This window comes from Streptomyces sp. MBT65 (assembly GCF_016612545.1).
Taxonomy (GTDB): domain Bacteria; phylum Actinomycetota; class Actinomycetes; order Streptomycetales; family Streptomycetaceae; genus Streptomyces.
The window spans coordinates 31702-55766 of the sequence record NZ_JAENRY010000016.1; the positions used below are offsets into that span (position 1 = coordinate 31702).

Genomic DNA, 24065 nt, shown 5'->3' on the forward strand with positions numbered 1-24065 from the left:
CGTCGGGTGACAGCCGCATCCGCCGGGCGCTTCGGACCGGAAGCACCTCACGCCCCCTTCTCCCGTCTCCCGGAGCGCACACCATGAACGTCTCGGTCGTCCTGTTCACCTCGGACCTGCGTCTGCACGACCATCCCCCGCTGCGCGCCGCCGCCGAGGCCCGCCAGGTGGTCCCCCTGTTCGTCCGCGACCGGGGTGTGACGGACACCGGGTTCGCCGTGCCGAACCGGCTGGCGTTCCTCGCCGACTGTCTGCGCGATCTCGACGCGGGCCTGCGCGAACGGGGCGGCCGGCTGGTGGTCCGGTCCGGTGACGTCGTCGCCGAGGTGTGCAAGGTGGCCGTCGAGACGGACGCCGACGAGGTGCACATGGCGGCGGACGTCAGCGGCTTCGCGCGGCGGCGCGAGCAACGGCTCAGGCGGGCGCTGGAGGCGGAGGGCCGACGCCTGCACGTCCATGACACCGTGACGACGGCCGTCGCGCCCGGCGCGGTGACCCCGGCCTCCTCGGACCACTTCGCGGTCTTCACGCCGTACTACCGGCAGTGGTCCGGACAGCAACGGCGCGCCCCGCTCGCCGCACCGCGCACCGTGCGGGTCCCGGACGGTGTCGGTTCCGAGGAACTGCCCGTGCGCGACGGGGTAGTTGGGCTGTCTCCGGGCCTGGCGACCGGCGGGGAGACCGAGGGCCGCAGGCTGCTGACCCGGTGGCTGCGCAACGGCATCGCCGACTACGAGGACCTGCACGACGCCCTGGCCGCGGACGCCACCTCCCACCTCTCGCCCCATCTCCACTTCGGCACCCTCTCCCCCGTCGAACTGGTCCATCGGGCACGGCAGTTGGCAGGTCCGGGCGCCGAGGCCTTCGTACGGCAGCTCGCGTGGCGGGACTTCCATCGCCAGGTGCTGGCGGCCCGGCCGGCGGCCGCCGGCGTCGACTACCGTACGAAACACGACCGTTGGCGGTCGGAGCACGCGGCCCGCGAGGACATCGCGGCCTGGAAGGAGGGCCGTACCGGCTATCCGCTGATCGACGCGGCGATGCGCCAACTGCGCCACGAGGGCTGGATGCACAACCGGGGACGCCTGCTCACGGCGAGCTTCCTCACCAAGACGCTCTACGTCGACTGGCGGGTGGGCGCCCGGTACTTCCTCGACCTCCTGGTCGACGGCGATGTGGCCAACAACCAGCTCAACTGGCAGTGGATGGCGGGCACCGGCACCGACTCGCGCCCCAACCGCGTGCTCAACCCCCTCACCCAGGCCAAGCGGTACGACCAGGACGGCGCGTACGTCCGCCGTTGGGTGCCCGAACTCGCCGAGATCGAGGGGCCGTTGGTGCACGAGCCGTGGAAACTCAGGGGACTTGACCGTGCGGCGCTCGGCGACTACCCGGATCCGATCGTCGAACTCGCCGACGGGCTCGCGCGTTTCCGGCTCGGACGGTCAGGCGAGTGAGGCCCCGTACGCCCCCGACAGAAGGTCCAAAGCATCGGTGAGTGTCGCCGGCCGGACCGCACCCCGCGCCGAGGTACCGGACCAGCCGGGGCCGGCCAGCACCACCTTGGGCTGTCGTCGGGCGCCCCGCACTCCCCAACTGAGGTCGGCGAGGCGCTGGGCCAGCGGTGGGCTCGCCGTGGAGCGCGCCTGCGCCCACAGGACGACGGCCGCCGGCCCCAGTCGCCGCACCGCGGCGGTGAGCGCCTCGGCGGGTACGGCGGCACCGAACATCCGTGTGGGCAGGCCGAGTTCACCCAGCGCGGCGTTGAGTGCCTCGATCGGCAGGGTGTGCTGTTCGCCGGGTACGCAGGCCAGGACGACGGGCGAGGCGTCCGGCTGTCGCTCGGGAGGTTCGGGAAGCGGGGTGCGGCGACGCAGCGCGGTGGAGACGTGCCAGGACAGCAGGTGCTCCACCTCGACGTAACGGTCCCCGGACGACGCCCACTTGCGCCCCACGGCGTGCAGGGTCGGCACCATCACCTCCTGCCAGGCGGTGACGACGCCGTACCGGCCGACGGCATCGGCCAGTTGACGCTCGACGGCCGGTGCGTCGAGGCGGACGGCGGCGCGCGCCAGTCCTCGGCACTCCTGGCGCACATCCCCGAGGGGCAGCGCGCCGGGAGCCCGTGAGGCTCCGGGCGGCCGGCGCGTCGGCTCCGTGTGCGAACCGGCGGTCGCCTTCGCCTTCCGCGCCGCCTCCGCGGGCGGCACGCCCGACGAGGTCAGCCGGCACATCGCCTCCAGCAGTGCCACGTCCCGCGAGGTCCAGCGCCGGTGCCGCCCCTCGGCGCGGACCGCGGGCCCGATGCCGTAGCGACGCTCCCAGGACCGCAGCGTGGTCGGCGCCACGCCCAGCCGGCGGGCCAACGCGCCGGTCGTCAGGGGCACTTCGGCCGCCGGCCCGTCAGCCGCGTCCCGGTCGGCGGGCAATTCGCTCATCCGGCGACTATACGACGCAGAAACGATGCGAGTTGATGACCTTGATCCCCGGCTCTCACGATGACCGCACCGGGATGTTCCCGGCACACCCGCGAACCGCCGCGGCTCGACGCCCTCGGCCCGGGCGGTCACCGTCCGACGTAAGGAGCCGTCGCCATGAGCCCCCAGCCCGGCGCCGTCCGCCTGATCCCGGCGGCGGAGTCGCTGACCGACGAGGAGCTGGCCGAGGGGCTGGTGGCGGGCGACGAGGACTGTCTGGCCGTCGCGTATCACCGCTGGTCGCCGCTGGTGCACACGCTGGCGCGGCGCTCGCTGGGGGACGCCGCGGAGGCCGAGGACGTGACCCAGCAGGTGTTCCTCGGGGTGTGGCGCGGGCGGCGGGGTTTCCGCCCCGAGCGCGGCGCGATCGGCGGCTGGATCGTCGGCATCGCCCGACGCAGGATCGCCGACGCGCTGTCCGCCCGCACCCGCCGCCTGTACCTCGTGGCCGCCGCCGGGTCCTCGCTCGCGCTCGACGATCACGCCGCCCGGAGGCCCGAGTCGGCGCTCGACCGCGTCCTGGTCCTGCGTGAACTGGCCAGGCTGCCCGCGCCGCAGCAGCGGGTTCTGCGGCTGACGTACTACGAGGACCTCACCCAGACCCAGATCGCACGGCGCACCGGCTGGCCGCTCGGCACGGTCAAGAGCCACGCACGACGCGGGCTGCGCCAGCTGCGCCGCCGCCTCCAGGACGGCGAACAGCCCGATCTCCGCCCACAGGCCAGATCACCGCATACACCCGATCACTACACATAAAGGAGAAATAAGCGCAGAATGGAGTGAAGCGGCTCTTACCGCACACCGCACCAGACGCGGTCAGGCCAGTAAGTCAAAGGAGACGCATCATGGCCAACGTCTCGCACACCAGAGGTGACATGGCGAGCCACCCTGATGTCTCCGAAATGCAGGCGCGCTACGCCCGCATGCTCGGTGGACGCGATGTGGCGCTCGTGGACGGACCGGTGTTCCTGCTCGGTCTGTACTGCGCCGTATCCCCGTGGATACTCCACTACACGACGAGCCAGCCCGCGCTCGTGCCGCACAACCTGATCGTCGGCATCGCGATCGGCCTGCTGGCCCTCGGGTTCACCAGGGCGCCGGAGCGCATGTACGGCCTCAGTTGGGCGATGAGCGCGCTGGGCGTCTGGATGATCGTCTCGCCGTGGATCGTCGGCGACAGTCCCGACAAGGGCGTCATCCTGAACAACGTCATCATCGGCGGACTGGCCGTGCTCCTGGGCCTGGTGTGTGCCGGTACGGCGGCGCGGAGCACTCCCAAGTCGTAGCGACCCGGAACGATCGCGAACCCGAAAGGCGGGCACGCCCCCTTCAGTGGTCGCCCGGCACCAGCCACGGCGACTGCGGGAGGGGGCTGCCGGTTTCGAGGACGGACTTGAGGTTGGACAGCACGGCAGGCCAGCCGCCGGACACGTCGGACAGCTCGCCCTCGTCGGCGAGGTCCTCGTGGGTGACGGTGAGGCGCACGATGTCCTCGTGCCGCCGGATGTCGTAGGTGACACGGGAGTACGTGTCCTCCCGGCCCTCGTTCTCCGGCGAGGTCCAGGTCGTCACGAGCCGGTTCGGGCGGTCGCTCTCGACGACGGTCCCGACGACGTCGGCGATGCCGGAACCGTCGGTGCGCACATGCTCCCAGCGGGAACCCTGCCGCCAGTCGGACACATTGCTGTGGCCCCAGTAGGCGGCGGTCAGATCGGCGTCGGTGAGCGCGTCCCAGACCTTCTCGGGGGTGCTCGCGATGTAGGTGACGTAGACGAATGTCGGTTTGTCGGTCATGGCTTCCTCGGCTCGTCGTTTCAGGGCGCCGAGCGCGCGCAGGCGCGGGCGCTCGAACTTGTCGATCCAGCGCTCCTGCATCTCGTGCAGCGGCACCGGATTGAGGTAGTGCAGCTTCTCCCGCCCGCGCCGCACCGTGCTGACCAGGTTGGCGGCCTCCAGGACGGCCAGATGCTGGGTCACCGACTGACGGGTCATGTCGATTCGCCCGCACAACTCCCCGAGCGTCTGCCCGTTGTGCTCGTGCAGCCGGTCCAGCAGCCGTCGGCGGGTCTCGTCGGCCAGGGCTTTGAAGACCGCGTCCATCCCTGAGTGGTGTTCGGATCGCACACTCACAGTTATGCAGCCAATTGCCTGCATGTCAAGGCGAGCGGCTACCCCGCCCGCCCGATACGGGATGTTCTACGGCGCCTCAGCCCAGGAACGCGCCCAGCTCGCGGCGATGGGCGGCCACCCAGTCGTGCGCGCCCCGGATGTCGTCGACGACACCGCTCGCCCGCAGCCCGGCCATGCCCCGTTCGCCGCGCTCGGCGCCGGCCTCGATGCCAAGCGCGCACCGGTCCTGCCACCACAGGACCGTGTCGAGGAGCGGTTCGGTGTCGTCGAGGCCGTACGCCTCGCAGAGCAGCGCGATCCGGCGGGCCGTCGCCGGTACGTCGGTGATGCCCGGGCCGAGGTCCAGGTACTGCCAGCAGACATGGGCGAGGTCGTGGACACGCTCGCCGGGAGCGGCGAGATCCCAGTCGACGAAGGCCAGGGGGCGCCACGCGCTGTCGTAGACGGTGTTCTTGGGGGCCAGGTCGTTGTGACAGACGACGTCCTGGTCACCGGCCTGTGGTGTGCCGTGGGTCAAGTCGTGGAAAGCGCGGACGAGTTGCGCGACACGGACCAGGCTGTCGTCGGTGCGGGCGGCGGAACGTTCGTCGGAGTCAACGGCCGCCCGGCCCTCGATGTACCGGAACACCTCGCGCCCCCGCTCGTCCGTGCCGAGAAAGCGCAGCGCTCCCGCCCACCCCCGCCGCTCGAACAGCGCGAGCAGCCCGGTGACGTACGGCGACCGTTCCGAGGGCGTACGGCGCACGGTCTCCCCGATCCGTACGACCTCGTTGATCGCGCCTCCGCCGAGCACCGATTCCGCCACGCGGCCCGCCTCCCTGAATTCGCTCGACCGCACGAGTATCGCTTGGGACGCTCCTCGTACGGATCACGCTGCTCATCGGCGGACGCACCGGGGTCGGGAAGGCAACCGTCGATTGGGAGGTGTCGGCGCGGCTGAACGGCCGCGGGATCGGCGGCGAGCTGGCGCGCGAGCTGGCCAACAGTGCTCGTAAAGCAGGGGTGTTGGACGAGCGGGCGCCCGTGGACACCGTCCGGGTGGTGACCGACGGGCGCTCCGACGTCGACATCGCGGGCGAGGTGCTCGCCGCGACAGGCTGGGTCAACTACCTCTAGGTACCGGCGGGTTCGGGGTCCGGGGCGGTCTCCGTGAGGAATTCCTCGGTGATCTCCTTGGGACCGAACGGCCAGACCTTCTCCAGGCGGGCCCAGATCACGAACGCGACGCAGCCCAGGGCGAGCCAGGCCAGGGACCACTCGATGGGGTGGCGGCCCGGGGAGTTCTTGTCCGCGTAGCCGTAGATCACGCACCAGCCGACGAAGGCGATGATGCTCGGCACGGGGTAGAGCCACATCCGGTACGGACGGCGCAGGGTCGGCTGGCGTTTGCGCAGGACCGTCAGGGCGATGATCTGGGCCAGTGCCTGGACGATGACCATGACCGTGGTGAGCAACTGGATCAGGGTCGCCAGGTCCGTGTGGCGGCCGATGAGGAAGCCGATCGCCGTGATGACGCCCATGGTGGCCAGGCCCAGCATCGGGAAGCGGTGCTTGGGGTGGAGCTTGGCGTAGGGGCGGAAGAAGACGCGTTCGCGGGCGGCGTCGTAGGGCACCCGGGAGCCGCCGAGGAGCCCGGTGAAGACCGAGGCGAAGGCCGTGATCAGGATCAGGACGGTGACCGTGTCGGCGGCGCCCTTGCCCCAGGTCTTCTCCAGGACAGCCGAGGCGACCGACGTGGAGGCGATGTCGTTCACGTTCGTCATCCGGTGCCAGTCGATGACGCCCAGCGTGCCGATCTGGAGCATCAGGTAGATCGCCATGATGCCGACGATGGAGAAGAGGATCGAGCGCGGCAGGGTGCGGCCGGGGTCCTTGATCTCGGCGCCCATGTAGGCGGTGGTGTTGTAGCCGAGGTAGTCGTAGATGCCGATGGTCAGGCCGCCGGCGAAGCCGAGCCAGAAGTGGTCGCTGCCCAGGTCGAAGGCGTGTGCCGGGTAGGTGAAGGCGAGGTGCGCGCTGAAGTCGCTCGCGGCGGCCACGATGACCAGGAACACCGCGGCGATCATTACCGCCCACATCACGGCGGTGATGCGCGCGATGTTCTCGATGCCGCGCCACAGCAGGAGGATCACCACGGCGATGACGCCGAGGCCGATCAGGTCGCCGGACGTCCTGCCCAAGTCCGGTGCCAGATAGCCGAGATACTGCACGAAGCCGACCACACCGGTGGACATGATCAGCGGGATGAAGAGCATCGCCGTCCACACGAACAGGAACGGCATCAGCCGGCCGGTGCGGTACTGGAAGGCCTGGCGCAGATAGACGTAGCTGCCCCCGGAGCCGGGCATCGCGGCGCCCATCTCGGCCCACACGAGCCCGTCGGCCAGCGCGAGGATCGCGCCCGCCACAAAGCCGATCACCGCCTGCGGGCCGCCGAACGCGGCGACCATCAGCGGGATCGTCACGAACGGACCGATGCCGCACATCTGGCTCATGTTGATGGCGGTGGCCTGGAAGAGGCCGACGCGGCGGACGAACCCGCCGTCGGGAGACGGGCTACCGGGAGGCGGACTACCGGACATGGGGACTCCTGGGGCTGGTCACGGGGAGAGGGATACGGCGAGGGCGATGCGAGGTGGCCCGGTGCGGGTGACTGGGCGATAAAGTTAAGGAGCCTTACTAGACTCGTCAAGAGGCTGTCCCGGATGCCGGAGAATGATGCGATGCCCGTCAGTGACGCCGTGGAGCGACCGGACCAGCCCTGGAGCCGTCAGCGGCTGCGCAGCACCAACGCGCGGCTGCTGCTCGACCGGCTGCGTACCGCCGGTGCCGCCTCGCGCGCCCAACTCGCCCGCGAGACAGGCCTGTCGAAGCCGACGGTCTCCAGCGCGCTCGCCGCCCTGGAGGAGGCGGGCCTGGTCCACGACGTCGGTACGCAGGCTCCCGAACGCGGTCGGACCGCCGTGCTGTACGCCCCCGATCCGTCCGCCGGGTACGCGCTCGGGATCGACGTCGGCCGCAGCTGGCTGCGGGTCGCGGTGGCCAATCTGGACGGCGAGGTGGTGGCCAGGGCGGACGTCCGCAACCGGGCCCGCAGCTCGGGCGCCATGGCCGAGCTGGTGGTCGCCACCGCCCACCAGGTCGTCGCGAACTCCGAGGTCGGACCGGCCGCGGTGGTGCACGCCGTGGTGGGCACACCGGGCGTCTACGACGAGCAGCGGCGCCGGGTGCGCTACGCGATGCATCTCCCGGGCTGGGGCCGGGCCGGGCTGTTCGACCGGATGCGGGAGGAGCTGGGCGTCCCCCTTGAGGTGCACAACGACGCGAATCTCGCGGCGCTGGGCGAGTACACGTACGGCGTCGGCGCGGGCAGCCGGCTGTTCGCGTACATCATGATCGGCACCGGTCTCGGCATGGGCGTCGTCAGCGAGGGGCGGCTGTTCACGGGAGCGCACGGCGGCGCCGGAGAGATCGGCTTCCTGCCGTGGCCGGGGCGGCAGAAGCCGGAGACGCTGGAGGACGCGGTCTCCGGGGTGGCCGTCGTGGAGGCGGCCCGCATGTTCGGCATGAGCGGTCAGCAGCTCACCGCGAAGGCCGTGTTCGACGCGGCCCGGCAGGGAAACGCCGCTGCCGTCAAGGCGGTTGAGCTGGAGGGCGAGCGGATCGCGCACACCGTGGCGGCCGCCGCTGCCGTGCTCGATCCGGACCTCGTGGTCCTCGGCGGCGGTGTCGGACACAGCGTCGATCTGCTGCTCCGCCCGGTGCGGGAGAACCTGCGCGCGCTCACTCCGCTGCGGCCGAAGATCGTGCCCAGCGCGCTGGGCGAGGACGCGGTGCTGCTGGGTGCGGTGGCCACCGCCCTGGGCACCGCGCGGGACCTGGTCTTCGAGCGCCACTCGGCGTCCTGAGCAACTCGCTCACGGTCAGCGGTGATTGACAGGCCCCCTTGTGCGGCCTACCTTCTGGTGCGGTTAGTAAAGCTTCCTAACTTGACGAGGCTGGAGACCGCAGTGTTCCACCGCCCCGCCGTTCCCCCACTCCACAGAGGCCGTCTCGCCGCGGCCGCGATCGCCCTCGGTCTGCTGGGCACCCTCACCACCAGCGCCTGGGCGGGGGCCCGGGAGCCGTCCCCGCAGCAGCGCGCGCAGGCCCCGGTGACCGCCGTACGCCCGACCGCCGGGGCCGCCACCCCGCTGTCCGGCTACGCGATCCAGTCGTCCGCCAAGGTCACCGACTCCCCCGCGGCCGTCTCCTCCCCCGGCTATCGGGCGACCGGCTGGTATCCGGCGGGCGCGCGCTCGACGGTCCTCGCGGCCCTGATCGCCGACGGCGTGTACCCGGACCCCTTCTACTCGACCAATCAGCGGAAGATCCCGAAGGCCGACTTCCAGGTGCCGTGGTGGTACCGCAGCGACTTCACGGTCACGGACCGCACCCGGCGCACCTACCTCGACTTCAGCGGGGTGATCTCGGCGGCCGACGTCTACGTCAACGGCAAGCGGATCGCCGAGGCCGCCGACGTCAACGGTGCTTATACACAGCACGAGTTGGACGTCACCTCGCTTGTCCGCTCCGGCACGAACACGGTCGCCTTCCGCATCCGGCCGAACGACCCGAACAAGAACCTCACCATGGGCTGGATCGACTGGCTCCAGCCGCCGCCCGACCAGAACATGGGCATCGTCCGTGACGTCCTCGTACGGCGCGGCGGCCCGGTCGCGCTGCGCGACGCCCATGTGGTGACCAGCCTGGCGGTACCGTCGCTCGCCACCGCCGACCTGACGGTGAAGGCTCAGGCCCGCAACGACTCGAACACCCCCGTCACCGCCCGGGTCAGCGGCAGCATCGGCACGAAGACCTTCGCCACGAGCGTCGCCCTCGCCGCGCACCGGACGAAGACCGTCACCTTCGCCGTCCACCTGGACTCCCCGAAGGTCTGGTGGCCGGCGGGCATGGGCGGCCAGCCGCTCTACGGCCTCGACCTCACCGCCTCCGTCAACGGCACCCCCTCCGACACCGCGCACCAGACCTTCGGCATCCGCGACGTCCAGGCCCCGCTGAACTCCGCCGGCGACCGCCAGTACCGCATCAACGGCCGCAAGTTGCTGATCAAGGGCGGCGGTTGGTCACCGGACGAGTTCCTGCGCTGGGACCGTACGTACGTCGAGGACCGCCTGAAGTACGCCCTCGATCTGGGCCTGAACACCATCCGCCTGGAAGGCCACATCGAGCCGGACGAGTTCTTCGACCTGGCCGACCGCTACGGCATCCTGACCCTCCCCGGCTGGGAGTGCTGCGACAAATGGGAGGGCCAGGTCAACGGGGACGAGACCGGCGACAAGTGGACCGCCGCCGACTACCCGGTCGCCAAGGCGTCGATGGCCGCCGAGGCCGCCCGGCTGCGCGACCACCCGAGCGTGATCTCCTTCCTCATCGGCAGCGACTTCGCACCTGACGCGAGGATCGAGAAGACCTACGTCGACGCGCTGAAGGCCTCCGACTGGAAGACTCCGGTGGTCGCGGCCGCGTCGGACAACTCCTCGCCGATCACCGGCAGTTCGGGCATGAAGATGACCGGCCCCTACGACTGGATCCCGCCCAACTACTGGTACGCCAAACGCGAGGGCGGCGCCACCGGCTTCAACTCCGAGACCAGCGCGGGCCCCGACATCCCCACCCTCGACACCCTGCGCCGCATGATGACCCCGGCCGAACTCGCCACCCTCTGGAAGGATCCGACCGCCAAGCAGTACCACCGCTCCCCGTCCCCGGTCTTCAACACCCTGAAGCTCTACGACAACGCCCTGACCGGCCGCTATGGACCGCCGACGAGCCTCACCGACTACGTCCGCAAGGCGCAGTTGGCCCAGTACGAGAACGTGCGGGCCCAGTTCGAGGCGTACGAGCGCAACGCCACCGACGCCTCGAAGCCGTCCACCGGGGTCGTCTACTGGATGTTCAACAGTGGCTGGACCTCGCTGCACTGGCAGTTGATGGACCGTTACCTCGACCAGGGCGGCGCCTACTTCGGCGCGAAGAAGGCGAACGAGCCGCTGCACATCCAGTACTCCTACGACGACCGCTCGGTCGTCGTGCTGAACAACCGGAACACGTCCGCAGACCAACTCACCGTGCGGGCAACGCTGTTCAACACCGACGGCACCCAGAGGTACGACAGGAAAGTGACCGGGGTGAAGGTCTCCGGCGGCGGCGCGCACAGCACCGCGCTCACCCTGCCCGCCTCGGTCTCCGGGCTGTCGACGACGTACCTGGTGCGGCTGACCCTGACCGACGCGTCCGGCAAGGAGGTGAGCCGGAACGTGTACTGGCTCTCCGCCAAACCCGACACGCTCGACTGGGCGCACACCGACTGGTACTACACGCCGACGACTAGCTACGCGGACCTCAAGGGGCTCGACTCGATGGCACGGGTGCCGGTCTCGGCGACGGCGTCGACCTCGACGGGTGCGGACGGCACCTCGACCACGACCGTCACGGTGCGCAACTCCGGTAAGGGGAAGACACCTTCACTCCTCACCGACGTCCATCTCGTGGACTCGGCGGGCAAGCCGGTGCTGCCGGTCCAGTGGTCCGACAACGAAGTGAGCCTGTGGCCCGGGGAGTCGAAGACGCTGACGGTGACCTACCGGACGGCGGATCTGCGCGGGTCGGCGCCACGGGTACGGGTCTCCGGCTGGAACACGCCGGAGCGGACGGTCCCGGCGGCGTGAACCCTTGAGAACCGGTGGAGCCCGGCCGCCGCCGGGCCCCACCGGTCGTCGTCAGCTGACGTTGAGCGCGGTGTCGTCGACGACGAACGACGTCTGGAGGGTGGACCCCTCGACGCCGCTGAACTTGATGGTGGCGGTGGTGCCGGCCAGGGAGGACACGTCGAAGGACTTCAGGACGTATCCGGAGGCCGCGTTCAGGTTGGAGTACGTAGCCAGGGTGGTCGATCCGGCGGTGACCGTCAGCTTGTCGTAGGCGGTGCTGGTGGTGGTCTCCGCGGTGTCGATGTGCAGATAGAAGCTGAGGGTGGCGGAGCAGCCGGACGGGATGGTCACCGACTGGGACAGGGTGTCGGTGTGGGCCGATCCGTAGCCGTCGAGCCAGGCCTTGTACGAACCGGTGCGGGCGGCCTCGCTGGTCGAGCTGGTGATGACGCCGCTGCTCGCCGTCCAGGTGGTGTTGCCGGACTCGAAGCCCGGGTTGCCGAGCAGTTGGGCGGCGGTGCAGGTGCCGCCTCCGCCACCGCCACCGCCGGTGCTGCCGTCGCCGGCCAGCCACGCGGTGGCGTTGAGGGCGAGGGCGGCGTTGGTGGCGCCGGTGTCGTTCCAGCCGTCGTAGAGCGTGTTGCCGGACTGGCCGGTGCCGTCGTCGATCGGTGAGCTGTCGCCCCAGAAGGCGACACGGCCGCTGCCGAAGGTGCTGGTCGCGAAGAACGCGCCGGTGTTGCCGGAGTAACCGCTGCGGTACACCAGGCCCTTGACGTTCGCGTTGTCGGCGGGCTTGAGCGTGGCCGTCGTGCCGTCGGCGATCAGGCTCTTGGTGACCGTGCCGAAGGCGCCGTTGAGGACCGCGTTGCTGCTGTCGCTGATCGCGGCGGGGTAGCCGGAGCTGATGTCGAGGGTGTCGATGGAGAAGCCGAACGGGTCGGTCGAGTCGACGCTGTTGTTCGTCATCAGGTCGTTGAGGATCTCGACCGCGTCCTCGCCGTCGCTGTTGCGGTCGGCGCCGGTGTGATCGGAGATCATGAACAGGCCGCCGCCGTTCTGCACGAACGTCATGATCGCGGTCTTCTCGGCCGTCGTGAACAGCGTGTTGGGCTCGGGCAGGACCAGGGTGTCGAAGTTCGACAGGTCGGTCGTCGACGAACCGCCGTAAGTCAGCGCGCTGGTAGCGGTCTTGAGGCTGTAGTCACCGGTCTTCTGCAGCGCGACGCCCCAGGACGAGAGCGCCCCGGTCCAGTCGGTCTCGGACGACGGGGAGGAGTCCTGGGACAGCGGGTCGGGCTTGCTGGTGGAGATGATCCAGTCCGCGTTGCCCGCCTCTTCGGCGTGGCCGTCGTCGAACAGGACGCGGTGCGTGGTGGCCGCGTGCGCGGGCGTGGCCGTGGTGGTGACCTGAAGGGCGGCCCCCGTGACGAGAAGCCCCAGGCCGGCGAGGGCGGTGGTGAGTCTGCGGCGGGATCTTCTGGATCCAAGCATCCGGCGAACCTCCGTGAGGGGATGGGGAAGGGTGCGGTGCGGGCGCCTGATCTGCGCGCGTAGAACGGTAGTCGGGGAGTTCTACACGCGTTGAACGATTGAAAGGTACATGGCATGAAGGGGTGGTGAACAGAAAGTCCCGGCAATAACAGGCGACAAAACTCGGGCGGACTGCCCGGGCGCTCAGCGGGCACATGAAGGGAGCAGGACTATCGACAAAGAGGGGCGGAGATGGAGATCTCGGGCATCATCAGTGCCATCATCATCGGCATCATCATTGGCGTGCTGGGACGGCTGGTCGTCCCCGGCCGCCAGCACATCGGCGTACTGCTGACGATCGTCGTCGGCATCGTGGCCGCGCTGATCGGCGCGGCGATCGCATCGGGACTGGGGGTTGCCGACACCAACGGCATCGACTGGATCGAGTGGCTCATCCAGATCGGTCTGGCAGCGGTCGGCATCGCCGCGCTGGACAGGTCGAGGGCGCGCCGCTGAGCGGACACCCCCGCCGCACAGCGCTCCGCTCGTCGATCCGGACCCGCCGCGCCCGCCTCTCAGGGACGGGCGCGGTCGGCCGAACCGGAGCCCACCGAGCGCCTGTTGACCTCGGGTCTACGGCTCGTACACGAACGGCGTCGTCGTGGTCAGTGGGGCGAAGCCGAGGCGTTCGAGGATGGGACGGCTCTCGTCGGAGGCGTCGACCTGGAGGTAGCGGTAGCCGCGGTCCGCGGCGATGCGGGCGCGGTGGGCGATCAGCGCGCGGTAGATGCCGCGGCCCCGCCAGGCCTTCACCGTGCCGCCGCCCCACAGTCCGGCGAAGCCGGTGCCGGGGACGAGTTCCATCCGGGCCGCACTCACCGGCTCGTCACCGGCGAGGGCGACGACGGCCACCAACGAGTCCGGCTCGGCGGCGAGTTGGTCCATGAGGCGGGCGCGCAGCCTGCTGCCGTCCGTGCCGAAGGCCAGTTCGTGGACATCCATCAGGAGGTCGACGCCGGCCCGGTCGGTGGCGGTCAACAGGCGGAGCCCGTCCGGCAGTTCGGCGTCGAGGGCGAGTGCGGCGACCTCACCGATCATCAGCGTCTCCCGCGGCTCCGGCGTGAACCCCGCCGCCGTCAGCCGCTCTCCGAGATCCGTCGGCAGGTCATGGCCGTAGAGCTTCCACTCGAAGTCGCGGCCGAGCCCGGTGAAATACGCGACCTGCTCGGCGATCGCCGTGTCCGCGTCGGTGGCGTCCAGGTCCGACCACAGCACGCCGTTCCACCCATGTGCGTCGGCGGCGACATGGCGCACCACTCCCCCGACCCGCTCGACGCGGGCTCCGGGGCCGTCGGGCCGGGCCCCTACACGCAGTTCACGGTCGTGGAGGGCGAGTACCGCGGGAAGATCCATGCGCTCACTCCACCATCCGCGCCCGGACTCGGCAACGGAATTACGCCCCCCGCGCCGGCCTGTCCGGTCGCACCGCCGCGAGATACGCGCTGAGCCGGTCGCGGTTGCGGGCGAGGCAGTCGATGCGGGCCTGGATCCGGTCGACGTGGTCGCTGAGCAGGGCCGCCGTCTCCGGGGTCAGACAGTCGGCGGGCACATGGATCTCGTCCGGGCCGGAGAGATACGGCAGGATCGCGCGGATCATCTCGGTGGTGAGCCCCGAGTCCAGCAGGCCCCGGATCTGCTGGACGTCCCGGACCGCGGGCTCGCCGTAGAAGCGGTAGCCGTTCTCGGTGCGGTCGGGGTGCAGCAGGTCCTGTTCCTCGTAGTAGCGCAGGAGGCGGGTGGGGACGCCGGTGCGGCGGGAGAGTTCGCCGATCTTCATGGCTGCCTCCGGGGCGGGCGAGCGGGGCGCTCATTGCGGGGCTCGGAGATGGGCGGCTCGATGGTGGGGCGTTCGCTTGCCTTCACACTGATGTGAGGGTTCGAACATGGTCCCATGACCACCGCATCCCCGGCCCAGGGCACCGCCCTGCCCTGGTCCGGGCTCCTCGCCCTGTCCACGGCCGCCTTCACCGCCGTCCTGACCGAGCTCCTCCCGGCCGGTCTGCTGCCCCGGATGGCACCGGCCCTCGGTGTCTCCGAGGCGCGCGTCGGCTTCCTGGTCACCGGTTACGCGGTCGCCTCCTTCCTGGCCGCGATCCCGGTCACCGCGGCCTTGCGCGCACTGCCGCGCCGCCCGGTCCTGGTCGCCGCGCTGCTGGGCTTCGCCTGCGCCAACGCGGTTGTCGCGCTGTCCTCGTCGTACGCCCTCACCTTCGGCGCGCGGCTGCTCGCCGGGGTGATGGGCGGCACCATGTGGGCGATGCTCGCCGGGTACGCGGCCCGGATGGTGCCGGTCGAGCGACGCGGCCGGGCCATCGCGATCGTGCTGGCCGGGATCACCCTCGCCCTGTCGCTGGGCGTGCCCGCCGGCACCGCGCTGGCCGGGGCGGTCGGCTGGCGCACGGCGTTCGGGATGCTGGCCGGGCTCGCGGTCCTCGTGGTGGTCTGGCTACGGCTGCGGGTCCCCGACTTTCCCGGTGAACTCCCGGGCACACGCGTGCCGTTGAGGGGTGTCGCGGTGCTGCCGGGGATCCCGGCGGTCCTGTCGGTCACACTGTTCCTGCTGCTGGGGCATCAGGTGATGTACACGTACGTCGCCCCGTTCACGGCGCACACCGGCTACGGCCGGACGGACGTCGTCCTGCTGGTGTTCGGGGTCGCCACTGTGGTCGGGATCTGGGCCACCGGGGTGCTCGTGGACCGCTGGGCGCGGCCCACGTTGTTGGGCGCGATGACACTGTTCGTGGTCGTCATGTGTGTGCTCGGCCTCTGTGCCGACTCCCCTGCGGTGCTGCTGACTTCCGTAGCCGTGTGGGGAGTTGCCTTCGGCGGGGCGCCGACGCTGATCCAGACCGCGCTCGTGAACGCCTCCGGACCCGAACACGCCGACGTGGCAACGTCGTTGCAGACCACGGTGTACAACGCGGGCATCGCCGGGGGCTCGTTCACCGGTGGTCTCGCCCTGTCGGGGATGGGGGCCGGGGCCCTGCCCTGGACTGCGTTGCCGTTGGTCGCGGGCGCGCTCGTGACGGTCGTACTGGGCCGTCGGCACGCCTTCCCTGCGAAGCCCGTGGAGGCCGATGGGCGCGTCAACTCGCCCTGTGCGTAGGCGCGATGCCTCCTAGATCTGCGCGAAGTAGTGCACCGTCTCAAGGTCGGCGATCAAGCCGACCTCCACCGGCTCCCAGCCCGTCTGCTTGCGCGTCAGCGTGCTCGACGCCGGGCAGTCCAGCGAGGCGACGAGGCCGAGGAAGCCGAAGTGCTCGACCGCCTGCTCGGCGGGCACGCTGCCGGTCGGGACGTCGAGACGGCGGGCGATGACCTCGGCGATCTCGCGGAGCGGCAGCGCCTCGTCGCCGACCGCGTGGTACTGCGCGCCCGCCGGGGCCGACTCCAGAGCCCATCGGTACAACCGGGCCGCGTCGAGCCGGTGCACGGCGGGCCAGCGGGCGGAGCCGTCGCCGACGTATGCCGACAGGCCCTTCTCCCGTGCCACGCGATCAGTTGGGGGACGAATCCCTGGTCGCCCGTGCCGTGCACGGACCGGGGCAGCCGGACGACCGAGGACCGTACCCCGCTCCCCGCCAGCGCCACCGCCGCGATCTCGGACGGCTGCCGGATCGCCGAGAACGACGCGGGGTCGACGTGGTCCTCCTCCGTCGCCACCTTCCCGTCGGCGAGCCCGGGCGTGCCCGAGGTGACCACGAAGGGCTTGTCGGTACCGGCCAGCGCCTCGCCGATCGTCTCGATGGCCCGCAGATCGGTGGCGCAGTTGGCGGCGAACCGCGTGAAGTCGTGGATGAACGCCAGATGGCAGACCCCGTCGGCCGCCGCCGCGCCGGCCCGCAGGCTGTCGAGATCGTCGAGCGAGCCCCGCTGTACGGCGACCCCCACGGCCGTCAGCGCCTCGGCCGACGCGTCCGAGCGGGCCAGTCCGGTGACCATGTGCCCGGCGTCGAGCAGTTCACGGACCACGGCGGAGCCGATGAAGCCGGTCGCGCCGGTGACGAAAACTCGCATGGTGCGTTCCTTCGAGGAGAGGGAGGGGTGGATCCGTGTTGTGCTCCCATCGTGGGCGGGGCACGGGTTCCCGGTCCAAAGCCTGTTTCGCATCGGGCAATACGCATCAGGCATCACAGCAGCTCAGAAGGGCATACGGCCAGAGTCGCCCGGTGTCCCGCCGTACACTTCAGGCATGACGGACCTGCCTCCCGCGCCCGATCTCGAACTGCGCCTCGTGCGGTACTTCATCGCCGTGGCCGAGCAGCGTCACTTCGGCCGCGCCGCCGAGGCGCTGCACATCACCCAGCCGTCCCTGAGCCGTCAAGTCCGGCGGCTGGAGGAGCAGTTGGGGGCGCGGCTGCTGGACCGTACCCCGCAGGGCACCCGGCTCACGGAGGCCGGGGAGGTCTTTCTGCCGCGCGCCAAGGCGTTGTTGCGCTCCACGGCCCAGGCCGCGGCCGAGACCCGCGCCGCCGCCGAACCCGGTCGCCTCACCGTCGGGTACATGGCGAACCTCTTCGTCACCCCGGCGGTCCGCCAGGTGCGGCGCCGCCATCCGGACGCCGACGTGCAGGTCGTCCATCTGGCCTACGACGATGTGCGGGCGGCCCTGCTCGATCGCCGGGTGGACGCGGTGGTGGCCCGACTGCCGTTCACCACCGACCAGTTGGAGGTCACGGTCCTCTACGACGAGCCCCGCCTCCTGCTCGTACCGCTCGACCACCGGCTGGCCGGCAAGGAGTCCGTCACCGTGGACGACATCTCCGACGAACCCCTGCCGCAGGTTCCCGGCGCGGACCCGGCGTGGAGCGCGTTCTGGCGTATCGACCCCCGGCCCGACGGCCGCCCGGCACCCGGCGGTCCGGTCATCCGGGCGCTGGAGGACAAGTTCGAGTTCGTCGCGGACGGTCGGGCCGTGGCCATCGTCGCCGGTCTCCGCCCCGGCCAGACGGTCCGCCCGGACATCACGGCGATCCCTCTCCACGGCGTCGAACCGAGCCATGTCGCCCTTGCCACCCGGGCCGGTGAGCACAACCGGCTGCTGACCGCGTTCCGGAAGGCGGCCCACGCACTCCTCAGGGCTCCGGCCGAGGAACTCGCCCACGGCTCCTAGGAGTTGAGGGGGTCCCGCATCGACCGCGGGTCGCCCCGGACGACGGAGGCCCCACCGGTCACATACCCGGTGGGGCCTTCCGTTCCGGAGCGGGTGGTCTGGTCAGCGTCCCGCCCGGGGGCGGTGGCGCCGGTACAGGGCGGTGCCGCCCAGGAGGAGGGCCGCGCTCAGTGCGGCGGTCGGGACTGTGGTGTCGGCGCCCGTGTGGGCGAGCGACGCATCGGCGGCGGGCGGGGCGGGATGCCCCTCCACCTCCGTGGGCGGTGCCGGGTGCGGGTGCGGGTGCGGTTTGGGCGGCGCCTGGGTCGGCGGTGCGGGGTGGTGGGGATGGTCGTCCGAGGTGTTCCCGGAGTGGTTGCCCACGGTCGGGTTACCGATGCCGACGACATTGACGGAATTGCCGCTGACGTTCACGGGGAGATGGATCGGGAGTTCTACTCCGTTGCCGGAGAGCACACCGGGCGAATCCTTTTCGCCGCCCTGCGCGACGGCGCCGCCGCGCGGTCCGCCGTGGTTCTTCCCGCCGGACCTGTGCGCGCCGCCCGCTTTCGCGCCGCCGCTTTCGTCGGCGCACGTATTGCCCGCGGCGGGATTGAGGATCCCCACCACGTTGACGGTGTTCCCGCACACGTTCACCGGCACGTGCACCGGGAGCTGAAGGGTGTTGCCGGAGACCGCGCCCGGCGAACCGGCCGCCGAGCCGTCCGCGCCGGAGTCGGCGAACGCCGGCATCGCCGCGGCCATCGCACCGGACACGGCGGCGACGGCGATCACACCGTTTCGGGTAACCCGTTTCATAGGGTCCCTGCCTTCCAGAGATGTAGCGAGCACTCACCCGCACCGGATAGAACGCGGGCGCACCATCCGAGTTATGGCTTATCGGCCTTTCACTCCATCGAGCGTCACGGTTATCGAACTACTCGTAACGACTCCTGATCATTTTTTGGGCGGCAGGAAATCGCAGGAAATCATTAGTCGGAAAACCTCTTATGCCTATTGAAGGAGCGGAGAATACGGCACCGATCACCGCCCCGCTCGCCGGGAGGCGGGGCCCGCACGGCCCGCTTATCGTGATCGCAGGCGCTGGTCACGGCGCGTTCTTGGAGGCATTGATGCTGGCCAAGCTGTCATCGCGGCCCGCGTTCCGGAGCTGCGCGGTCACCGGGGTCCTCACGCTGGCGCTGCTCGGCGCGGGGCTGCCCGCGCTCGCCACGGCCGACGACCGGCCGGCGTCCGACCTGTCCCGGTTCTACCGGCAGAAGGTCAAGTGGGCGGCGTGCAAGGACACGGACGCGCCCAAGGACCTCCAGTGCGGGAAGGTCACCGTGCCGCTCGACTACGCGAAGCCCGGCGGCCGGACGCTCGATCTCGCGCTGGCCCGCTACCGGGCGACCGGGAAGTCGCGGGGGTCGGTGCTGCTGAACTTCGGCGGCCCCGGCGGCGCGGGCGTCAGTGAACTCGCCTCGAACGGCAAGGAGTTCATGGATCTGACGAACGGCTACGACGTCGTCACCTTCGATCCGCGGGGCGTCGGCCAGTCCTCGCCCGTCAGTTGTGGCGAGGGCTCCGACCAGGGCTCGGCCGCGATCGAGGAGGACACCGCCGACAGCAGCGATCCGAAGGTCGTCCTCAAGCAGTTGCGGAAGGCGGCCGCCACCTGCGCCAAGTACTCCGGCCCGGTCCTGCCCCACATCGGCACGGTCAACGCGTCCCGCGACCTGGACGTGATGCGCCAGGCCCTCGGCGACAAGAAGCTCAACTACCTCGGATTCTCCTACGGAACGCGGCTCGGCGCGGTGTACGCGGCCCAATTCCCCAAGAAGGTCGGCCGGTTGGTGCTCGACGGCGTCGACACCCTCACCGAGCCGATGTCCGAGCAGGGGATCGCGGGTGCCCAGGGACAGCAGACGGCGCTGGAGGATTTCCTCACCTGGTGTGTGCAGGACATCGCCTGTCCCTTCGGAACGGACGCGCGGTCGGCGTCGGACCGGGTCGTCCAACTCGTCCGCTCGCTCGACCAGGACCCGGTGCAGTCGGACTTCGGTGATCAGTTCACCGGCCAGGACCTGGTGGGTGCCATCAGTCAGGCGCTGTACAGCAAGCAGTTGTGGCCGACCCTGGAGCGGGCCATCGCCTCGCTGGTGGAGGACGGTGACACACGGGCCGTGACGGCGTTCTCGTCGCGCGGTGCGGGTCTGCCCCGGCTGAGCGGTGGCGGCATCGTCGACGCCCAGGACGTCCCGCTCGACAACCTCCCGGCCGCGCTGATGGCCATCAACTGCGCGGACGACCCCGACCGCCCCACCGCCGAGCAGATCACCAGGAACCTGGCCGGTCTGCGCGCCGCGTACGAACAGGCGTCGCCGGTCTTCGGCCGCTACCGGCTCACCGAGGTGCTGATGTGCTACGGCCGTCCCCGGGGCACCGACTACATCCGCGACGACGTCAAGAACGTGCACGCGGCGAAGATGCTGCTCGTCGGGACCCGGGGCGACCCGGCGACGCCGTACCGCTGGACCGTGGAGACGGCCCGGCGGCTCGGTTCCTCGGCCGTGGTGCTCGACAACAAGGGTGAGGGCCACACCGGTTACGCGTCGTCCAAGTGCGTGCACACCAAGGTCAATGACTTCCTGCTGTACGGCTCGCTGCCGCCCAGCGGGAGTTCCTGCGCGCCGGACGCCCCGGCCTCAGGCGACTGAGATCTCGGGCTTGTAGAGGTCCAGCCAGAGCGCCAGGTCGAGGGTGCGTTCCAGGCCTCGGCGGCCCGCCTGGGTGCTGATGGGGGTGTCGCGGTGGGCGGCCCGCCGGAGCTTCTCGCGGTCGACGAGGTCGAAGACCGGGTGCGAGTGTCGGGCGAGGAGATCCTTGGCGTGGTCCTGGAGGGCGACCGCGTACTTGGGGTCCTGGGTGGACGGGTACGGGCTCTTGACCCGGTCGTACACGGACCTGGGGAGGACGTCCGCGGTGGCCTCCCTGAGCAGGGTCTTCTCCCGGCCGTCGTAGGACTTGAGGGACCAGGGCGTGTTGTAGACGTACTCGACGAGCCGGTGGTCGCAGAACGGGACGCGGACCTCCAGGCCGACGGCCATGCTCGCGCGGTCCTTGCGGTCGAGCAGGATGCGGACGAAGCGCGTGAGGTGGAGATGGCAGATGCGCCGCATGCGGTACTCGAAGTCGCTCTCGCCGTCGAGGCGTTGGATGCCGGAGACGGCGTCGCGGTAGCCGTCCGCGAGATAGGACTCGGTGTCCAGGGCCTTGGTCAGGTCGGTGCGCAGGACGTCGGCGTCGTCCCCGAAGTCCCGGCCGAAGCGCACCAGCCAGGGGAAGGTGTCGGCGTTGCGGGCCTCCTCGTCGAAGAACTGCTGGTAGCCGCCGAAGACTTCGTCGGCCGACTCGCCGGACAGGGCGACGGTCGACTGGTCGCGGATGGCACGGAACAACAGGTACAGCGAGGAGTCCATGTCACCGAGGCCCATGGGGAGATCGCGGGCCCGGAGCATCTTCGCGCGTACGTCGAGGTCGGCGAGGGCCTGTGCGTCGAGCACGATGTCCTGGTGGTCGGTGCCCGAGGCGCGGGCCACGTCGTGGACGAACGGCGCGTCGGGGGTGCCGCGCAGTTGGTCGGCGACGAAGTTCTCGCTCTGCCCGACGAAGTCGACGGCGAAGCTGCGCACCTTCTCGCCGTGTTCGCCGAGTTGGCGGGCAGCGATCGCGGTCATCGCCGAGGAGTCGAGACCGCCGGAGAGCAGGGTGCAGCGAGGCACGTCGGCGACGAGCTGGCGGCGCACGATGTCGTCGAGGAGCGTGCGGACGGCGGCGACGGTGGTGGCTCGGTCGTCGGTGTGCGGGCGGGTCTCCAACTGCCAGTAGACGCGCCGCCGTTGGCCCGAGCGGTCGACGGTGACGACGGTGCCGGGCTCGACCTCGGACATGCCGTCCCAGATGGCGTGTCCGGGTGTCTTGATCATGGTGAAGAGTTCCCGCAGGCCGTCCAGCGTGACCCGGGCGCGGGCCAGCGGGTTGGCGAGGATCGCCTTCGGTTCGGAGCCGAACAGGACGCCGTCGGGGGTCGGGTGGTAGTAGAAGGGCTTGATGCCCATGCGGTCGCGGACCATGACGAGTTGCTCGCGGCGACCGTCCCAGATCGCGAAGGCGTACATGCCGTTGAGGCGTTCGGCGACCGCGTCGCCCCATTCGAGATAGCCGCGCAGCACGACCTCGGTGTCGGAGTCGGTGGTGAACCGGTGTCCCCGGTCGGCGAGTCGGCGGCGGAGTTCGGTGAAGTTGTAGGTCTCCCCCGAGTAGACGAGCGCGACCGTGCCGTCCGCCGTGTCGACGGTCATCGGCTGGCGCCCGCCGGGCAGGTCGATGATCGCGAGCCGGCGGTGTCCGAGGGCGGCGGGGCCCTGGATCCAGGTGCCGCGGTCGTCCGGGCCGCGACAGGCCATCGTCTCGGTCATTGCATCCAATGTCGCGGCCTCGGTGCGCAGTTCACGGTCGAAGGAGACCCAGCCGGTGATGCCGCACATGCGTTACCTCCTGCGTCCGGCCCGCCGGTGATGGGTCGTTCACCTGCGTCTTCCTCTGTGGGTGACCCAGCCCCGACGAACCAGTTGTATCGAGCATCTATATGACGAGCGTGTGGCACCGGAGAGGGCCGGTCAACACAGCCGTAACCTGAAGGGCCGCCCCACCCCGGTACTTTCAGCCGCGTTTTGCGCGCCCGGGATCCATGGATCGGTGCCCCACCGGGCCGGTCTCGTCAGGAATCGGCCACGGGCAAAGAGTTGCCCAACATCCGCCCGCCGACCGGCACTTCAGAACTCCACCGGGTCCCGCACGATCGGGCAGGTCATGCAGTGGCCGCCGCCGCGGCCGCGTCCGAGTTCGGCGCCGACGATGGTGATGACCTCGACGCCGGCCTTGCGCAGCAGGGTGTTGGTCTGGGTGTTGCGGTCGTAGGTGAAGACCACGCCCGGTTCCAGCGCGACCGCGTTGTTGCCGCTGTCCCACTGCTGGCGTTCGGAGGCGTAGACGTCGCCGCCCGTCTCCACGACCCGCAGCTCGGGCAGGCCGAGCGCCTTGGCGACGACGTCGGTGAACGGGGTCGAGCCCTCGTCGACGATGTCGATGCCCGGGCCCTTGGTGCCGGGGCGCAGGGAGAAGGTGTGGACGGCGTCCATGATGGCCGGGTAGAGGGTCACCAGGTCGCGGTCGGCGAAGGTGAAGACGGTGTCGAGGTGCATCGCGGAGCGCAGCTTCGGCATACCGGCGACGACGACGTGCTCGGCGGCGCCCAGGTCGAAGAGTGCCTTGGCGACCTGGGTGATGGCCTGGCGCGAGGTGCGCTCGCTCATGCCCATGAGGACCACGCCGTTGCCGACGGGCATGATGTCGCCGCCCTCGAACGTGGCCTGCCCCCAGTCGAGTTCGGGGTCGCCCCACCAGACGACGGAGCCCGCGAAGTCGGGGTGGAAGGTGTAGATCGCCTTCATCAGCAGGGTCTCGTCGTGCCGGGCGGGCCAGTAGAGGGGGTTGAGGGTGAGGCCGCCGTAGAGCCAGCAGGTCGTGTCGCGGGTGTAGAGGGTGTTGGGCAGCGGCGGCATCAGGTATTCGCGGACGCCGGTCGATTCGCGGACGAGGGCGACGTAGTCGGTGCGGTACTCGTCGGGGAGGTCGGTGGTGGCGAGGCCGCCGATCAAGTACTTGGCCAGTTCGGCCGGTTCGAGGCTCTCCAGGTAGGCGCGGGTCGCGTCGATGAGGCCCAGGCCGACCTCGTTGGCGACGATCTTCCGGTCCAGGAGCCAGTCCTTGGCGGCGGGGATCGTCATGGTCTGGGCGAGCAGTTCGTGCAACTCGACGACGTCCACGCCGCGTTCGCGGAGTTTGTTGACGAAGTCGGCGTGGTCGCGCTGGGCGTTCTCGACCCACATCACGTCGTCGAAGAGCAGGTCGTCGGAGTTGGTCGGGGTGAGCCTGCGGTGGGCCAGGCCCGGTGCGCAGACCAGCACCTTGCGCAGCCGGCCGACCTCGGAGTGGACGCCGTACTCATGCCGGTCCACGGTGTCTGGATGGGTCACGGTGCACACACCTTTCCGA

The 24065-nt window shown here is 70.4% G+C and carries 20 protein-coding genes and 1 pseudogene; 10 read left to right on the forward strand and 11 right to left on the reverse strand.

Annotated features, from left to right (window positions below; translation table 11 throughout):
* Nucleotides 1–83 precede the first annotated feature (83 nt).
* Nucleotides 84–1457, forward strand: coding sequence for a deoxyribodipyrimidine photo-lyase (locus tag JHN63_RS06245; RefSeq protein WP_200677751.1), 1374 nt, complete (start codon nucleotides 84–86; stop codon nucleotides 1455–1457).
* Here the strand turns inward: JHN63_RS06245 and JHN63_RS06250 are convergent.
* A complete protein-coding gene (locus tag JHN63_RS06250; protein ID WP_200677752.1) occupies nucleotides 1446–2438 on the reverse strand; it encodes a MerR family transcriptional regulator in 993 nt (330 codons plus the stop codon). The two genes, JHN63_RS06245 and JHN63_RS06250, sit on opposite strands and share 12 nt — an antisense overlap.
* A 156-nt stretch (nucleotides 2439–2594) precedes the next feature.
* Between JHN63_RS06250 and JHN63_RS06255 the strand changes: the two genes are divergently transcribed.
* A complete protein-coding gene (locus tag JHN63_RS06255; protein ID WP_200677753.1) occupies nucleotides 2595–3233 on the forward strand; it encodes an RNA polymerase sigma factor in 639 nt (212 codons plus the stop codon).
* An 89-nt stretch (nucleotides 3234–3322) separates the two neighbouring features.
* Entirely contained in the window at nucleotides 3323–3763 is a 441-nt protein-coding gene (locus JHN63_RS06260; RefSeq protein WP_200677755.1) for an SPW repeat protein, read from the forward strand.
* 43 nt (nucleotides 3764–3806) lie between these two features.
* Here JHN63_RS06260 and JHN63_RS06265 read toward each other — a convergent pair whose 3' ends face one another.
* Together JHN63_RS06265 and JHN63_RS06270 are read right to left on the reverse strand one after the other, a co-directional pair.
* Nucleotides 3807–4577, reverse strand: coding sequence for a metalloregulator ArsR/SmtB family transcription factor (locus tag JHN63_RS06265; protein ID WP_200677756.1), 771 nt, complete (start codon nucleotides 4575–4577; stop codon nucleotides 3807–3809).
* Nucleotides 4578–4683: 106 nt separating this feature from the next.
* Entirely contained in the window at nucleotides 4684–5412 is a 729-nt protein-coding gene (locus JHN63_RS06270) for a phosphotransferase (protein WP_307781827.1), read from the reverse strand.
* Nucleotides 5413–5531: 119 nt separating this feature from the next.
* Between JHN63_RS06270 and JHN63_RS06275 the strand changes: the two genes are divergently transcribed.
* A complete protein-coding gene (locus tag JHN63_RS06275) occupies nucleotides 5532–5723 on the forward strand; it encodes a hypothetical protein (RefSeq protein ID WP_374222898.1) in 192 nt (63 codons plus the stop codon).
* On the opposite strand, the gene JHN63_RS06280 is transcribed toward JHN63_RS06275, so the two are convergent.
* The gene (locus tag JHN63_RS06280) at nucleotides 5720–7189 is read right to left on the reverse strand and encodes an APC family permease (protein WP_200677758.1); all 1470 of its coding nucleotides are present in this window, start codon (nucleotides 7187–7189) and stop codon (nucleotides 5720–5722) included. The two genes, JHN63_RS06275 and JHN63_RS06280, sit on opposite strands and share 4 nt — an antisense overlap.
* A 141-nt stretch (nucleotides 7190–7330) precedes the next feature.
* Between JHN63_RS06280 and JHN63_RS06285 the strand changes: the two genes are divergently transcribed.
* Both JHN63_RS06285 and JHN63_RS06290 read left to right on the forward strand, forming a co-directional pair.
* A complete protein-coding gene (locus tag JHN63_RS06285) occupies nucleotides 7331–8515 on the forward strand; it encodes an ROK family transcriptional regulator (RefSeq protein ID WP_200677759.1) in 1185 nt (394 codons plus the stop codon).
* A gap of 102 nt (nucleotides 8516–8617) precedes the next feature.
* Nucleotides 8618–11338 (forward strand): exo-beta-D-glucosaminidase, encoded by a 2721-nt coding sequence (locus JHN63_RS06290; protein WP_200677791.1) that lies wholly within the window; start codon nucleotides 8618–8620, stop codon nucleotides 11336–11338.
* A 51-nt stretch (nucleotides 11339–11389) separates the two neighbouring features.
* Here the strand turns inward: JHN63_RS06290 and JHN63_RS06295 are convergent, their stop codons facing one another.
* Nucleotides 11390–12814 (reverse strand): hydrolase, encoded by a 1425-nt coding sequence (locus JHN63_RS06295; RefSeq protein WP_200677760.1) that lies wholly within the window; start codon nucleotides 12812–12814, stop codon nucleotides 11390–11392.
* A gap of 231 nt (nucleotides 12815–13045) precedes the next feature.
* Between JHN63_RS06295 and JHN63_RS06300 the strand changes: the two genes are divergently transcribed.
* Nucleotides 13046–13309, forward strand: coding sequence for a GlsB/YeaQ/YmgE family stress response membrane protein (locus JHN63_RS06300; RefSeq protein WP_200677761.1), 264 nt, complete (start codon nucleotides 13046–13048; stop codon nucleotides 13307–13309).
* Between the two features lie 117 nt (nucleotides 13310–13426).
* On the opposite strand, the gene JHN63_RS06305 is transcribed toward JHN63_RS06300, so the two are convergent.
* Together JHN63_RS06305 and JHN63_RS06310 are read right to left on the reverse strand one after the other, a co-directional pair.
* Complete coding sequence (locus JHN63_RS06305) at nucleotides 13427–14206, reverse strand: GNAT family N-acetyltransferase (protein ID WP_200677762.1); 780 nt, start codon at nucleotides 14204–14206, stop codon at nucleotides 13427–13429.
* 40 nt (nucleotides 14207–14246) lie between these two features.
* Nucleotides 14247–14630, reverse strand: a complete 384-nt coding sequence (locus JHN63_RS06310; protein WP_200677763.1) for a MerR family transcriptional regulator — start codon at nucleotides 14628–14630, stop codon at nucleotides 14247–14249.
* A 114-nt stretch (nucleotides 14631–14744) separates the two neighbouring features.
* On the opposite strand from JHN63_RS06310, the gene JHN63_RS06315 reads away from it, so the two are divergent.
* Entirely contained in the window at nucleotides 14745–15959 is a 1215-nt protein-coding gene (locus JHN63_RS06315; RefSeq protein ID WP_200677764.1) for an MFS transporter, read from the forward strand.
* Between the two features lie 12 nt (nucleotides 15960–15971).
* Here the strand turns inward: JHN63_RS06315 and JHN63_RS06320 are convergent.
* A pseudogene (locus JHN63_RS06320) lies at nucleotides 15972–16870 on the reverse strand (SDR family oxidoreductase).
* Between the two features lie 175 nt (nucleotides 16871–17045).
* Between JHN63_RS06320 and JHN63_RS06325 the strand changes: the two are divergent.
* A complete protein-coding gene (locus JHN63_RS06325) occupies nucleotides 17046–17966 on the forward strand; it encodes a LysR family transcriptional regulator (RefSeq protein WP_200677766.1) in 921 nt (306 codons plus the stop codon).
* A 102-nt stretch (nucleotides 17967–18068) separates the two neighbouring features.
* Here the strand turns inward: JHN63_RS06325 and JHN63_RS06330 are convergent, their stop codons facing one another.
* Nucleotides 18069–18740 carry a chaplin gene (locus JHN63_RS06330; protein WP_307781828.1) on the reverse strand — a complete coding sequence of 224 codons (672 nt, stop codon included), beginning with the start codon at nucleotides 18738–18740 and terminating at the stop codon, nucleotides 18069–18071.
* A 338-nt stretch (nucleotides 18741–19078) separates the two neighbouring features.
* Between JHN63_RS06330 and JHN63_RS06335 the strand changes: the two genes are divergently transcribed.
* Nucleotides 19079–20665: an alpha/beta hydrolase gene (locus JHN63_RS06335; RefSeq protein ID WP_200677770.1), complete on the forward strand. Its 1587-nt coding sequence runs from the start codon at nucleotides 19079–19081 to the stop codon at nucleotides 20663–20665.
* Here JHN63_RS06335 and asnB read toward each other — a convergent pair.
* Both asnB and arcA read right to left on the reverse strand, forming a co-directional pair.
* On the reverse strand, nucleotides 20654–22495 hold the full coding sequence (gene asnB / locus JHN63_RS06340) for an asparagine synthase (glutamine-hydrolyzing) (RefSeq protein ID WP_200677771.1): 1842 nt from the start codon (nucleotides 22493–22495) through the stop codon (nucleotides 20654–20656). The genes JHN63_RS06335 and asnB overlap by 12 nt on opposite strands.
* Before the next feature lie 288 nt (nucleotides 22496–22783).
* On the reverse strand, nucleotides 22784–24046 hold the full coding sequence (arcA, locus tag JHN63_RS06345; protein WP_200677772.1) for an arginine deiminase: 1263 nt from the start codon (nucleotides 24044–24046) through the stop codon (nucleotides 22784–22786).
* Nucleotides 24047–24065: the final 19 nt, after the last annotated feature.